This is a genomic window from Pseudomonas duriflava (assembly GCF_007830155.1).
GTDB classification, from domain to species: Bacteria; Pseudomonadota; Gammaproteobacteria; order Pseudomonadales; family Pseudomonadaceae; genus Chryseomonas; species Chryseomonas duriflava.
This window is the reverse complement of the sequence record NZ_VLKY01000008.1, coordinates 58,968-73,168: the sequence shown is the minus strand read 5'-3', so window position 1 is coordinate 73,168 and position 14,201 is coordinate 58,968. Positions and strand designations below refer to the sequence as shown.

Genomic DNA, 14,201 nt, shown 5'->3' with positions numbered 1-14,201 from the left:
GATACACCTTTCTGAGTCAGTCTGCCAATACTGCCGCTAAGACCTGTTTCACCTTACCCATGCCGTTGTGCAAAGCCTGCTCAATTTGAGCCATGGTGATAATACCTGTCACCTTGCCTGCTGCTGGATTCACGACTAACGCCAGGCAGGCGTAAGCCAAGTCCTGCTCACGCGCCAAAGCCGCTTCGGGCATCCCCGTCATCCCCACAATATCGCAGCCGTCCCGTTCGAGCCGGACGATTTCTGCAGCCGTTTCCAGGCGCGGCCCTTGAGTACAGGCATATACTCCATGGGAGCTGTAGCTATAGCCCTGCTGCTGCAAAGCGGTAATCAAACGCTGACGGAGCGGTTCGTCGTAGGGATAACTGAAATCGACATGAGTCACAACCTCAAGATCACCCTCGAAAAAGGTATGAGCCCGACCTGAAGTGTAATCCACGATTTGATGCGGCACGCACAAATGCCCGCTTTCCATGGCAGCATGAATGCCACCTACAGCATTAACTGCCAGTACTGCCTCGGCACCCGCCTGCTTGAGCGCCCATATATTGGCCCGATAGTTAACTTGATGCGGAGGAATCCGGTGCGGATGACCATGACGCGCCAGGAATAACACTTCGCGCCCAGCATAATGACCTTTAACAATAGCAGCTGACGGTGCGCCATAGGGCGTATCCATAGTAATGGATTCATCGAGAGTCAGGCCTTCCAGTTGGGTAAGGCCTGTCCCGCCAATAATGGCGTAAACGGGCATAGCGTCTCCTTACTCAATCAAACCTGCATCACGCAAGATGGAAACAGACAAGCGCCACCGCGGATGCTGGCGATATTCAATCGAAGGAAAAGCGCGGCCTCGCATTATTTTCAAGCGGCTTGGCGGCGAAGTTCCAAGTCGCTGTAATGTCATTAAAGCCAGCTCAGCAGCAGCACGATCGTTACAGACCAATCCCATATCACATCCGGCAGACAGTGCCGCCTCGATACGACTGGCTGCATCCCCTACAATATGAGCACCTGCCATAGAAAGATCGTCACTAAAAATGACGCCATGAAAGCCTAACTCGCCACGCAAAATCTCCTTCAGCCAGCGGCGGGAGAAACCAGCCGGCTGAGCATCGACGTGCGGATAGATGACATGAGCCGGCATTACAGCATCAAGCGTCGCGGCCAGACGTTGAAAAGGCACAAGATCTGTATTACGAATCTGCTCAAGATCACGTTCATCTGTCGGAATCGCCACATGCGAATCCGCCTCGGCCCAGCCATGCCCCGGAAAATGTTTGCCTGTAGCCGCCATGCCAGCTGAATGCATACCGCGGATAAAGGCGCCAGCCAACTGGACAGCCCGCCCAGGATTACCCTCAAAGGCTCGCTGACCAATAACAGCGCTGCGGCCATGATCCAGATCCAAAACTGGCGCAAAACTGAAATCAAGCCCAGAAGCCAGCACCTCTGTTGCCATTAGCCATCCGCACGCCTCGGCAAGCGACGCCGCCTGTTCGTGTGCGGCAAAACTGCGCATGGCAGGTAACCGGACAAAGCCCTGCCTTAGTCGCTGTACACGGCCCCCTTCCTGATCAACTGCCAGCAATAGATTAGGACGCTCGGCGCGGATAGCAGCACATAGTTCCCTGACCTGTCGGGGATGTTCGATATTGCGAGCGAAGAGTATCAAACCGCCTACTTCAGGCTGCCGGATAAGCTGTCGGTCTTCAGCCGTCAACCATGTGCCATCTACATCCAGCATCAACGAGCCCTGCATACGAATCCCCAAGACACCAAGAAAGCTTGGCATGGTGCCTTCTCAACCCTCGCTGATCAATGTGTAACTAATAAAGCCTGACGGAATTTGCCCGATAGTTGTCTACAAGCGCTATTTCATCAAAAACGCGAGGAATCGAGGCTGACGCCAGGCTTGTGTGGCTTAAACTGAGCAGAGGCAAGCACTTGGTCGGTCATGGTGCTATCGGTTCGCATCCCAGCCGCCATAAAAGGCACCATCAGGCGAAGCACTTGTTCGGTAGAGGTGTGTACACCAAAGTCGTTTTCCGCCATTCCTTTCAGGGCCTTGATACCCGACATGCTGAATACAGCTGAACCCAGTGTGAAATGGGCTCTCCAAAATAACTCGAGGGGCGGAATCGCAGGCGAGGCCTCTGCAACAAGCGCCATGTATCGTCGAAAGACACGCCCATAAGCTTCCTCAAGATATTTACGTAGATGTCCCTGGCTTTGACTGAAGGCTAATCCCAGTAAGCGCATGAATGTAGACAGGTCGTTCCCATGACGGGGCTTGATGGCCAATGCCTGATCCACCAACAGATAAAAAAGCTCCTCAAGATCAGGGCGAGTACCTGATTTGCCATAACGACGATCTAGCTCAGTATCCAGAGAAGCGCAATAAGGATCGAGAAAGCGTGAAAAAACCGCTTGGATCAATGCTTTCTTAGAGCCGAAATGATAATTCACCGCAGCCAAATTCACATTCGCTTTACTTGTGATCAAGCGAAGCGATGTTTCGGCAAAACCACGCTCCGCGAACAAGTGCTCGGCGGCATCCAGAATCCGCTCAACCGTCTCTGACTGGGCCATTGATAACCACCTGATTGTAAAATGTTTTAAACATATGTTTAAAACAACAACCCGTCAATAGTAAATATTATTGCTATAAAAACGGTTTTAGAGGCATCAAGAAAGTTAGTTGCCCCACCCCAAATACTGTATATAATCCCAGGACCTGTATATAAAGCCAGAATCTCATCATGCAAAAACTCACGCCGAGACAGTCCGAAATCCTAGGCTTTATCAAGCGCTGCCTAGAAGGGAATGGGTTTCCTCCTACCCGCGCGGAAATTGCTCAGGAATTAGGCTTCAAATCACCCAATGCTGCTGAAGAGCACTTGAAAGCTCTTGCTCGCAAGGGCGCTATCGAAATGACGCCTGGTGCTTCACGTGGAATTCGTATTCCAGGTTTTGAGGCCAAAAAAGCCTCGGCTGAAGGCGAGCTACCTGTTATTGGACGTGTAGCAGCGGGCGCACCGATCCTAGCGCAGCAGCATGTCGAAGAGAATTGCAATATCAATCCTGACTTTTTCCAGCCACGTGCCGACTACCTTTTAAAAGTAGAAGGGATGAGCATGAAAAACATTGGCATTCTCGACGGTGATCTACTGGCTGTGCATGTTACACGCGAAGCGCGCAACGGCCAGATTGTTGTGGCCCGGGTAGGTGACGAAGTTACGGTAAAACGTTTCAAGCGTGAAGGCGATAAAGTCTGGTTAATCGCTGAAAATCCCGACTTCCAGCCCATAGAGGTTGATCTAAAAGAACAGGACTTAGTTATCGAAGGCCTGAGTGTAGGTGTTATTCGCCGCTAACCAGGCGTGCCAATAAGGAGGTTTTATGCAAACGTTACTGCCCCCGGATCGAGCACAGCTTCCCTTGTTCCATGACACACTGGTTGTTCCGCCTCGTCTTAATCCTTTTTTGGCAGAGCCTCTTCCAGCGGCTACATTACCAGAATCATTCAGTGAGCTAACACTAAATGGAGCGCAAGACCATTGCCTGCATTTATTAGCGCCTATGCTACGCGAGCTGAGCGAAGAACTAGACCCCCGCTGGCTGACACTGATCGCCCCGCCCACGCTACTAACGACTACATGGCTTCGCTCTAGAGAGCTAAACCTGAATAGAATCTTATTACTGCAGCCTCGACAAGGTAAGCAGGCATTGGACCTAGCTTGTGAAGCGCTACGTTCTGGGCAAAGCCATACTGTAATCAGTTGGCTTCATGGCATGAGAGCCACTGATAAAAGAAAGCTGGCTCTGGCCGCCCAAACAGGCGAGGCGCAGAGCCTGAATATTCGCTTAGGCTGATCAGTGCAGAACGCGAGGTGTATCCTCGCGTTCAATCATGTCACCTTCGGCCAGACGGCCAGCCATCTGAACCCCCAGATTGAACATCGCCTTGGCAACTTCAACTTGCTGGCCATGCAGGAAGTCTTTGGCATCTGATGAAAACTCTAAAGTGACAAGTGCTTCTTCACCATCAGCACGCCGTAAAACGATACGGCCATCAGCCAGTTCAACAATTTCAAGATAAGACGTAGACATATAAGAATCTCCAGCAGGCGCTGGCATTGTAACAGTCGCACCTGCCCTTCCCTAGGCTCTATCGATAGTCGTGGCAATAAATGTCAAGTGTCACGCTTATCGAAGCGAGACGCATCACATCTTAAGCAGAATTACCACTCTGTTAAGGCCCCACGAAACCGCAAAGCCAATTCCTTGATATTTTTACGCCACTCATCAAGTGTTTCGTGACTTAACAGCTGCGGCTCCTCATCAAGGCTAACGGCTGTAATCAAGGGCAGGCCTGGGTCAGCTTTGACTTGCCTGGGAGGCCGAGGTGGCTTATGTAGACAGGCAAACTCAACAAGTAACTTAGCCAGCCATGTTTCCGAATGCTGAGCTAGCTCAATTAACTCAGCTAGCTCAGGACCAGGAGAAGCGGCCAACGTTTCTTCAGTTAGAATATCTTCTACCAAACGAGCCTGTGCATTTGGTGAGCGATAATAACCTGCCACCTCATGACAGAGCCCAAGAATCGCGCCATATAAATGGAATAAGGTAGCTTCCCGCTCCGCCTGAACCTGCCCCTGAGCATTCATAGACTGAGTCTGTTCGGCTTTGCGCCAGGCTTCAAGACTCAGGCCTGCAAAGTAGAGCTTCTGATTAGTACGTGTATACAACTCATGGGCCATACTGGTTCCTCCCAAGGCAAGGCCCTTGAGCCCTGCCCTGCTCTGCCCTAATGAATACGTTCAGAATAGCAAACAAGCTCCACTATCAGCTCCGTTTGTCCTCAACCTTCCACGTACCATTATCGAAGAAGGCACGCCAGCCTGTAGGCTTGCCGTTTTCTTCGGTCTGTACATATTGCTCCTTGGTCTTTCGGCTGAAGCGAATTACAGCAGAGCGTCCCTCTGGATCACGAGCCGGTGCGCTAAGCAAATAATGATACTTTGGATCAATCTCGTCTTTATGCGGTAACAGTTCGCTGACCAGTGGCGCCCGCGTTTCTCTATTCTTAGGAAATTGGCTGGCTGCCAGAAACAGACCTGAAGCACCGTCACGCAACACATAGGTATCGTTGACCTTTTCGCACTTGAGCTCTGGCATAGGAATCGCGTCCATCTTAGGCGGCGCAGGTTCACCATTCTTCAGCAACTTGCGTGTGTTCTTGCATTCACTGTTTGTGCAACCGAAAAACTTACCGAAGCGGCCCGTTTTCAATTGCATTTCGCTGCCGCATTTATCGCATTCGAGCGAAGGACCCTCGTATCCCTTGATGCGATAGCTCCCGTGCTCAACTTCATAGCCAGCGCAGTCCGGGTTATTACCACAAATGTGCAGCTTGCGATGTTCGTCGATCAGATAGGCATCCATAGCCGTCCCGCAGATGTCGCAGCGGTGCTTACCGCGCAATACTCGTGACTCGGACTCGCCCTCGTCATCATCAGCGATTTCATCGCCGGGAATCAGATTGATAGTGCCCTTGCAGCGCTCTTTAGGCGGCAGGCTATACCCCGAGCACCCCAAGAAAACCCCTGTCGAAGCCGTACGAATCATCATTGGCCGACTGCACAACGGACACGGAATATCCGTCATGGTGGGCTGATTGGCACGCATACCTTCGCCGGTTTCTGCCGCTTCTAACTTTTTCTTGAAGTCTGCATAGAACGTGTCGAGCAGGCGCTTCCAGTCGAGTTCTCCTTGCGCAACATTATCAAGGTTGTCTTCCATGCTGGCGGTAAAGCCATAATCCATCAGATCCGAAAAGCTTTCGTTCAGGCGATCGGTAACGATGTCGCCCATTTTCTCGGCGTAAAAACGGCGATTATGCACCGTAGCATAGCCCCGATCCTGAATCGTCGAGATGATGGCAGCATACGTTGAAGGACGGCCAATGCTGCGCTTTTCGAGCTCCTTAACCAGACTGGCTTCAGAATAGCGCGCTGGCGGCTTAGTAAAATGCTGGCTGGGATCGAGATTGAGGAGTTGCATGGAATCGCCCTGCTTCATCTCAGGCAATACATCGTCCTCACCCGGCCGGCTTTGCTGAGCCAGCACCCGAGTAAAGCCGTCAAATTTAAGGATACGTCCCTTAGCACGCAACTCAAAATCATCGGCTTTGGCTGTAACTGTCGTCGATAGGTACTCAGCTGGCGGCATCTGGCAGGCAATGAACTGACGCCAAATCAGATCATACAAACGCTCAGCATCTCGCTCCATACCAGACAACTGATCTGGACGCGTATTGACATCAGAGGGACGAATTGCCTCGTGGGCCTCCTGCGCGCCTTCCTTGCTGCTGTAAACATTGGGTTTAGTTGGCAAATATTTTTCGCCGAACTCGCTCTCGATGAATCCACGTACCATACCGATGGCGTCTGCAGACAAATTCGTCGAGTCGGTACGCATATAGGTGATGTAACCCGCCTCATACAGACGCTGGGCCATCATCATTGTCTTCTTTACTCCGAATCCGAGACGATTGCTGGCCGCCTGTTGCAGGGTCGATGTAATAAACGGTGCGGATGGCCGACTGCTGGTCGGCTTGTCTTCACGCTTAATGATGCTATAGCTGCTGACCTTGAGCTTCTCAACCGCTGCCATAGCCTGGGCTTCGTTTAGCGGTTTGAAGGCCTCGCCTTTTTCACGCACCACCTCGAAGCGCACCTTGCTCTTCTTGGGCGTGGCAAGGTCAGCATGGATTTCCCAGTACTCTTCCGGCACGAACGCACGGATTTCACGCTCCCGCTCCACCAGCAATTTGACGGCTACAGACTGAACCCTTCCAGCCGAAAGACCACGGGCTATTTTCTGCCAAAGCAGAGGCGAAACCATGTAACCAACCACGCGATCCAGGAATCGACGAGCCTGCTGAGCATTGACACGATTGATATCCAAGTCACCTGGCTGAGAGAAAGCCTCCTGAATAGCTTTTTTCGTGATCTCGTTAAAGACGACACGCTTGTAACGGCTTCCATCGCCACCAATTGCTTCACGCAAGTGCCAGGCAATAGCCTCTCCTTCACGATCCAAGTCGGTTGCGAGATAAACAGTATCCGCCTCCTTGGCCAGGCGCCTCAGCTCCTCGATGACCTTTTCTTTACCTGGAAGGATCTCGTACTGCGCCTTCCAGCCGTGTTCAGGATCGACGCCCATGCGAGAGAACAGTTGACGCTTCGCCTTTTCCTTTGGAGACAGGGCGGGCGCTTCGGCAGACTTACGTCCTTTCGTGGCTGGTTCTTTACTCGCACTTGCCGAACCACTCGTAGGCAAGTCGCGAATATGGCCGATACTCGACTTCACCACGTACTGGTTGCCCAAATACTTGTTGATGGTCTTGGCCTTAGCCGGGGATTCCACGATGACCAGCGATTTGCCCATGTATCGGTTAATTCCTGCGTTATTAAACGGATAAAACGGTAGAGGCGAGACAGCACAACAAGCGAGCGGCCGTGCAGCAGCGACTGATAAGCTATGGCGGCTTGGCCATGCGGCACCGCTATATATAGTGGCGAACGGAGCCAGGTCAAGGTTGCGCTGGCACTTCTTGGTCTACAAATGACCCTTCAACTCGGATCAAAGCAAAGCGAGGAACCCGCTCACTGTCCACCTCGACACTCTCAATGAACATACTCAACGGGCGTGCCCAGAGGCCGAATTCGCCATATAGTGCCTGATAGATCACCAACTCCTCCTCCGTTTCAGAATGTTTGGCAACGCCTAGGACTCGATAATCCTGACCCTTGTAATGTCGATAGAGCCCAGGTTGTAACTTCATGTTCCCTCCAGAAAGAAAAGCCGGGGCATTTAGCCCCGGCTCCGGTAGCACGTGTAACGGTTAGACGCGTTCGAAAACAGTAGTAATACCTTGACCAAGCCCAATACACATGGTCGCAACGCCTAACTGACCACCTTTTTGCTTCATTACATTTAATAGCGTGCCGGAAATTCGCGCTCCAGAGCAACCGAAGGGATGACCTAGTGCAATGGCACCTCCATGAAGATTGACCTTTTCTTCCATTTTGTCGAGCAACTTAAGATCCTTGAGAACAGGCAGGGCCTGTGCAGCAAAGGCTTCGTTCAACTCGACATAATCGATGTCATCTATTGTCAGACCCGCACGCTTGAGCGCTTTCTGAGTAGCGGGAACTGGTCCATAGCCCATGATAGCTGGGTCAACACCTGCCACAGCCATTGAACGGATACGGGCCAACGGTTGGAGTCCCAAGTCCATGGCACGCTGACCTGACATAACGATCATGCAGGAAGCACCGTCAGTGATTTGCGAGGATGTACCTGCGGTTACGGTACCGTCTTTCGGATTGAATGCAGGCTTGAGTTCGGCAAGCCCCTCGAGCGACGTGTCAGGGCGAATCGTCTCATCGTAGTCGAAAACGCGCAGGAAGCCGTTCTCATCATGACCTTCCATCGGGATAATTTCATCTTTGAAGGCGCCATCCATAGTGGCTTTCCACGCTAGCTGATGAGAGCGATAGCCGAATTTGTCCTGCGCTTCACGCGAGATACCGTGCATTTTGCCCAGCAATTCAGCCGTCAAACCCATCATACCTGAGGCTTTTGCGGCATAAAGTGACAGATGCGGATTAGGGTCAACGCCATGCATCATGCTGACATGGCCCATATGCTCAACACCACCAACTACAAAGACATCGCCATTATTTGTCATGATTGCCTGGACGGCGGTATGCAAGGCACTCATGGAGGAACCGCACAGACGGCTGACCGTTTGGCCGGCGCTAGTATGTGGGATCGGCGTCATCAGCGAGGCCATTCGGGCAATGTTCCAACCCTGCTCCAGAGTCTGGTTCACGCACCCCCAAATAACATCTTCAACTTCAGCCGGGTTAATCTGCGGATTACGCGCTAACAACTGAGTAATAAGATGGGCAGACATATTTTCCGCCCGGGTATTGCGATGCATGCCACCCTTGGAGCGGCCCATCGGCGTCCGGCCAAAGTCGACGACAACAACGTCTCTTGGATACAGGCTCATAAAATTCTCGCTCTGCTCTGTCTGCGTTAACCAAAAAAGGACTGGCCGGTACGAGCCATTTCGCGCAGTTTTTCAGTCGGGTGGTATAACGGTCCGAGATCAGCATATTTGTCAGCCATTGCCACGAACTCAGCGACGCCCAGCGTATCTATGTAACGCAGCGCACCACCCCGGAAGGGTGGGAAGCCGATACCATAAATGAGTCCCATGTCCGCTTCGGCTGCCGTTTCGACGATGCCATCTTCCAGGCAACGTACCGTCTCCAGGCACAGCGGGATCATCATCCGCTCGACGATTTCCTCATCAGTGAATTCACGCTGCTCATGTACTACAGGCTCTAGTAGCTTATAGGTCTGCGTATCAGCTACTTTCTTCGGCTTGCCTCTTTTATCCGTCTCGTAGACATAGAACCCTTGGCCGTTTTTCTGACCAAGCCGCTGAGCTTCGTACAAAGCGTCGACAGCGGTCTTTCGAGTTTCCTTCATGCGATCCGGGAAACCCTCAGCCATGACATCACGCGCATGATGCGCTGTATCCATTCCGACGACATCCATCAGATAGGCCGGCCCCATCGGCCAACCGAATCGCTCCATCAGCTTGTCGATGCGCTGAAAATCCGCCCCCTGCCCTACAAGGCTGGCAAAGCCGCCAAAGTAGGGAAACAGTACGCGATTGACTAGAAAGCCCGGGCAGTCATTGACCACGATAGGGTTCTTACCCATCTTCTTGGCATAAGCCACTGTCGTAGCGATAGTCTTCTCGCTGGTTTTCTCACCGCGAATGACTTCTACCAGAGGCATCATGTGCACCGGGTTAAAGAAATGCATGCCACAGAAGTTTTCCGGACGCTTGAGCGCCTGGGCTAGCAAGCTGATAGAAATGGTAGAGGTATTGGAGGTCAAAATAGCGTTTTCATTCACTTGGCTCTCCACTTCGGCCAAGACGCTTTGCTTGATTTTAGGGTTCTCGACAACCGCCTCTACTACGATATCGACACTCTTAAAATCCCCATAAGACAGGGTCGGTCGAATACGATTGAGCGCTTCAGCCATCTTCACGGGCTCCAAGCGGCCTTTTTCGACGCGTTTGTTGAGCAGCTTGGAAGCTTCGCCCAAGCCCAGTTCAATCGCCTCTTCGCGAATATCCTTCAGCAAAATCGGCGTACCTTTGAGTGCCGATTGATAAGCGATACCGCCACCCATGATACCAGCGCCTAATACGCTGGCCAGCTTGACCTCGCCTGCGTCGCGGTCATACCCCTTGGACTTTTTCTTGAGCAGCTGATCGTTTAGGAAAAGACCAATCAAACTCTGCGAGACTGTAGTTTTTGCCAGTTTGACGAAACCTTTGGCCTCGACTTCCAGCGCTTTGTCTCGACCGAAATTGGCAGCCTTCTGGATCGTCTTGATCGCTTCGACTGGCGCTGGATAGTGCGGACCAGCCTGACCCGCCACATATCCTTTTGCTGACTCGAACGCCATCATCGACTCAATAGGATTCAGCTTGAGCTTTTCAAGCTTGGGCTGGCGGCGTGCCAGGTAGTCAAGTTCACCGGCAATCGCGCGCTTTGCCAGATCCAATGCCGCATCCAGTAACTTGTTCGGCGCAACGACTGCATCTACGACGCCTACTTTCAGCGCATCAGCTGCCGAGTTTTCTTTGCCAGAGGCAATCCACTCGATTGCATTGTCGCTACCGATCAGCCGCGGGAGACGCACCGTTCCGCCAAAGCCAGGATAAATACCTAACTTTACTTCAGGCAGACCAACTTTGGCCGTCTCGCTCATGATCCGGAAGTCAGTAGCTAAACAGATTTCCAGCCCGCCTCCCAAGGCGATTCCATTAATAGCAGATATCGTTGGAACACTCAGGTCTTCCAGGTCACTGAAGATACGGTTGATTTCAAGGTTCGCAGCCAATAACTCCTCATCGGGCATACGAAAGCTGTCTACAAACTCGGTGATATCCGCTCCAACCAGGAACACCTCCTTGCCGCTACTGAGAATAACGGCTTTGACCGAGCTGTCAGCCTTAAGAGCATCGACAGCCTGGCGAAGCTCGTTCAAGGTCAGGCGATTAAATTTATTGACCGACTCGCCGGCAAGATCGAATTTGAGCTCGGCAATGCCGTTTTCTAGAGCCTTAACCGTGATGGCTTTACCTTCGTAAATCATCAACTGATCTCCATACGTGGAAGCGAATATCCATACCGAGCGCTTTGGCATCGGCATGAACCAAGAATCTCAGACCCATCTCAGAGCGCTCAAGACGTTATCCGTACCGTATCGCGCCCCAGACAAGCCGTACAGGACCTGCAACCAAACACTTGATTCATACAAGTGTTTAACATCTAACACACGATCAGCCAAAACCTGCGCTATGTCAATTCACGCCAAGCGTTAAGCTGGCATAACACCTTTACAAAAAGCCGATGAAGTATGGTTGAAGATCGCGCATATGGCCTGCCTAGTGCTATGGTCGGCTCCGTGCCTTACAAGCTCCCTTCAACAGATGGGAGCAAGCGCGGGTCAGGCATGGTCCAAACACTATTCGGACAAACAAGTGCATGTCCTGCCAGACAAGGCCATACTTGAATTGTTCGCCATCCTTATAAGGAGGAGAAATCATGTCTTACAAACACATTCTGGTAGCCATCGACCTAACCGATGATTGTCATCCAGTGATCCGGCGTGCCGTCGATCTTGCTGCCAGCGTTCAAAGCAAGGTTTCTCTTGTTCATGTAGTAGAGCCCATGGCGATGGCATTTGGCGGTGATGTGCCTATGGACCTGTCCTCACTACAGCAACAGCAAATTGAACAATCCCGCGAGCGACTCGACAGCTTTGTAGCGCAGTACAGTCTGCTAGAGGGTCAATGCCAGTTGGCTTATGGTCAGCCGCGACAGGAGATCCACCGTTTCGCACGTGAGAATGGGTGTGACCTGATCGTGGTCGGCAGTCATGGTCGTCATGGTCTTGCGTTGTTATTAGGCTCAACAGCAAATGACCTGTTGCATGGCGCCCCATGCGATACCTTGGCTGTAGCCTTGAGCCGGAAATAATAAAGGGGCCTTGAGCCCCTTTATTCATCTTCTTACTCTTCCAGTTCAGCCCAGCGTTCCAAAAAGCGGTCCAGGTCAGCTTGCAGCGTCTCGATACGAGCCAGTATTCCCCGGGTCGTTTCCAGCGGCTCCTGATAAAAACCCGGATCGGCAATTTGCTCCTGCAGTGCTTTCAGCTCGCTCTCGGCCTGCTCGATCAAGCCTGGCAATGCCTCAAGTTCACGTTGCTCCTTGTAACTAAGCTTGCGCTTTGCTGTAACAACCGGAGGCTTAGGACTATCAGCAGGTGTAGCGGATGAGGATACAGGCGACTTAGGTTCAGCCTTGGCATTGGTAACGCCCAACAACCGAGGAGAACCGCCTTGACGTAACCAGTCCTGATAACCGCCAACGTATTCGCGGACCAGGCCCTCGCCTTCGAACACCAGCGTACTGGTCACAACATTATCTAGAAAGGCCCGATCGTGACTGACCATCAGAACCGTTCCTTCGAACCCTAGTAGTACTTCCTCCAGGAGTTCAAGCGTCTCGACATCCAAATCATTGGTCGGCTCGTCCAATACCAGCAGGTTGGCAGGCTTACTAAACAATTTGGCGAGCAAAAGCCGAGCCCGCTCGCCTCCTGATAGAGCTTTGACAGGCGTACGTGCTCGCTGAGGACTAAAGAGGAAGTCCCCCAGATAACTGAGCACATGCCGATCCTGACCGTTGATCGTAATGAATTCCCGGCCTTCTGCCATGTTATCAATCACGGTCTTCTCAGGTTCTAGCTGGTGCCTGAGCTGGTCGAAATAGGCCACCTCCAACTTAGTACCATGGGTTATCTTTCCTTCGGTCGGCTGCAAGTCACCTAGCAGCAACTTCAATAAGGTCGTTTTACCCGAGCCATTAGGGCCCAATAGCCCCATACGGTCGCCACGCTGTACGACCAAGGAAAGATCTCGGATGATCGGCGCCCCTCCGGGATGGGCATAACTGACCTGTTCGGCCACGATCACCTGTTTTCCCGACTTATCTGCCGTTTCCAGTTGCAGATTGGCTCGGCCCTGCCGCTCACGCCGCTCGCTCCGCTCGTTCCGCATGGCCTTGAGCGCACGTACGCGACCTTCGTTACGGGTACGTCGGGCCTTAATACCCTGGCGAATCCAGGTTTCTTCCTGCGCCAAACGCTTATCGAACAAGGCATTGGCCGCTTCTTCTGCCGCCAGCTGCTGTTCCTTATGCACCAAGAAGCTGGCGTAATCGCCTTGCCAGTCAATAAGATGTCCGCGATCAAGCTCCAGAATACGGGTAGCCAACGATTGCAGAAAAGCCCGGTCGTGCGTGATGAAGAGGATGGCCCCAGGATACTGACTTAGGGCCTCCTCCAGCCAGGCAATCGCCCCAATATCGAGATGGTTGGTTGGCTCATCGAGCAGCAGCAAATCCGGCTCGGCGACCAGTGCCTGCGCCAGCAATACGCGTCGACGCCAGCCTCCCGACAACTCAGCCAAAGTCTTTTCAGCCGGTAACTGCAATCGGCTCAAAGTACTTTCTACCACTTGCTGCAATCGCCAGCCGTCTCGCGCCTCAAGTTCTTGCTGCACTCGCATTAAGCGCGTCAGGTCGTCATCGGTATGAATGTTTTGGGACAATCGATGATATTCGGCAAGCAATTCACCGACGCCGGATAACCCTTCAGCCACCACATCAAATACGGTTCGGTCATCTGCTCGCGGCAACTCTTGAGGCAGCTCGCCGATTCTCAAAGTTGGGGCTCGCCAGACCTCGCCATCATCAGGCATTTGCTCACCCTTGACCACACGCAACAGACTGGACTTGCCAGTGCCATTGCGACCAATCACGCAAACGCGCTCCCCTCGCGCAATCTGCCAAGAGATGCCGTCCAATAACGGCATGGCCCCAAAGGCGAGGGACACGTCAGTGAATTTAAGCAGGGTCATGTGCCTCTCCATCAAAAAGGACAACCATTCTAGTGCTCTGACCTCGCGGCTGCATGCTTTCGTCGAAAAAGCCTGTCGGGAATCCGATATGACAACATGACGGATAGCC

Annotated in this window: 13 protein-coding genes; 3 read left to right on the top strand and 10 right to left on the bottom strand. The window is 52.4% G+C overall.

The genetic code is table 11. The annotated features are described in order from the left end of the window. Positions 1-16: 16 nt before the first annotated feature. The 3 genes from IQ22_RS12760 to IQ22_RS12750 all read right to left on the bottom strand — a co-directional run bounded on the left by IQ22_RS12760 (position 17) and on the right by IQ22_RS12750 (position 2,592). Positions 17-754 carry an S-methyl-5'-thioinosine phosphorylase gene (locus tag IQ22_RS12760; RefSeq protein WP_145142380.1) on the bottom strand — a complete coding sequence of 246 codons (738 nt, stop codon included), beginning with the start codon at positions 752-754 and terminating at the stop codon, positions 17-19. Positions 755-763: 9 nt separating this feature from the next. Further along, entirely contained in the window at positions 764-1,762 is a 999-nt protein-coding gene (nagZ, locus tag IQ22_RS12755) for a beta-N-acetylhexosaminidase (RefSeq protein ID WP_145142864.1), read from the bottom strand. A 119-nt stretch (positions 1,763-1,881) separates the two neighbouring features. Next, positions 1,882-2,592, bottom strand: coding sequence for a TetR/AcrR family transcriptional regulator (locus tag IQ22_RS12750; RefSeq protein WP_145142378.1), 711 nt, complete (start codon positions 2,590-2,592; stop codon positions 1,882-1,884). A gap of 170 nt (positions 2,593-2,762) precedes the next feature. Here IQ22_RS12750 and lexA point away from each other — a divergent pair, with 170 nt between their 5' ends. Both lexA and sulA read left to right on the top strand, forming a co-directional pair. Beyond that, positions 2,763-3,377, top strand: coding sequence for a transcriptional repressor LexA (lexA, locus tag IQ22_RS12745; RefSeq protein ID WP_145142375.1), 615 nt, complete (start codon positions 2,763-2,765; stop codon positions 3,375-3,377). 25 nt (positions 3,378-3,402) lie between these two features. Then, positions 3,403-3,876: an SOS-induced cell division inhibitor SulA gene (sulA, locus tag IQ22_RS12740; RefSeq protein ID WP_145142373.1), complete on the top strand. Its 474-nt coding sequence runs from the start codon at positions 3,403-3,405 to the stop codon at positions 3,874-3,876. Here the strand turns inward: sulA and IQ22_RS12735 are convergent, their stop codons facing one another. The 6 genes from IQ22_RS12735 to fadB form a co-directional block, all read right to left on the bottom strand. Further along, on the bottom strand, positions 3,877-4,113 hold the full coding sequence (locus IQ22_RS12735; protein WP_010797699.1) for a hypothetical protein: 237 nt from the start codon (positions 4,111-4,113) through the stop codon (positions 3,877-3,879). 131 nt (positions 4,114-4,244) lie between these two features. Beyond that, positions 4,245-4,763, bottom strand: a complete 519-nt coding sequence (locus IQ22_RS12730) for a DUF6586 family protein (RefSeq protein WP_145142372.1) — start codon at positions 4,761-4,763, stop codon at positions 4,245-4,247. A gap of 85 nt (positions 4,764-4,848) precedes the next feature. Continuing rightward, complete coding sequence (gene topA / locus IQ22_RS12725; protein WP_145142370.1) at positions 4,849-7,455, bottom strand: type I DNA topoisomerase; 2,607 nt, start codon at positions 7,453-7,455, stop codon at positions 4,849-4,851. 145 nt (positions 7,456-7,600) lie between these two features. Continuing rightward, the gene (locus tag IQ22_RS12720; protein WP_145142368.1) at positions 7,601-7,852 is read right to left on the bottom strand and encodes a DUF1653 domain-containing protein; all 252 of its coding nucleotides are present in this window, start codon (positions 7,850-7,852) and stop codon (positions 7,601-7,603) included. Between the two features lie 60 nt (positions 7,853-7,912). Further along, complete coding sequence (fadA, locus tag IQ22_RS12715) at positions 7,913-9,088, bottom strand: acetyl-CoA C-acyltransferase FadA (protein ID WP_145142365.1); 1,176 nt, start codon at positions 9,086-9,088, stop codon at positions 7,913-7,915. A gap of 26 nt (positions 9,089-9,114) precedes the next feature. Further along, positions 9,115-11,262, bottom strand: coding sequence for a fatty acid oxidation complex subunit alpha FadB (fadB, locus tag IQ22_RS12710; RefSeq protein ID WP_145142363.1), 2,148 nt, complete (start codon positions 11,260-11,262; stop codon positions 9,115-9,117). Positions 11,263-11,714: 452 nt separating this feature from the next. Here fadB and IQ22_RS12705 point away from each other — a divergent pair, with 452 nt between their 5' ends. Continuing rightward, positions 11,715-12,149 (top strand): universal stress protein, encoded by a 435-nt coding sequence (locus IQ22_RS12705; protein ID WP_145142361.1) that lies wholly within the window; start codon positions 11,715-11,717, stop codon positions 12,147-12,149. Positions 12,150-12,181: 32 nt separating this feature from the next. On the opposite strand, the gene IQ22_RS12700 is transcribed toward IQ22_RS12705, so the two are convergent. Beyond that, a complete protein-coding gene (locus IQ22_RS12700; RefSeq protein ID WP_145142359.1) occupies positions 12,182-14,092 on the bottom strand; it encodes an ATP-binding cassette domain-containing protein in 1,911 nt (636 codons plus the stop codon). Positions 14,093-14,201: the final 109 nt, after the last annotated feature.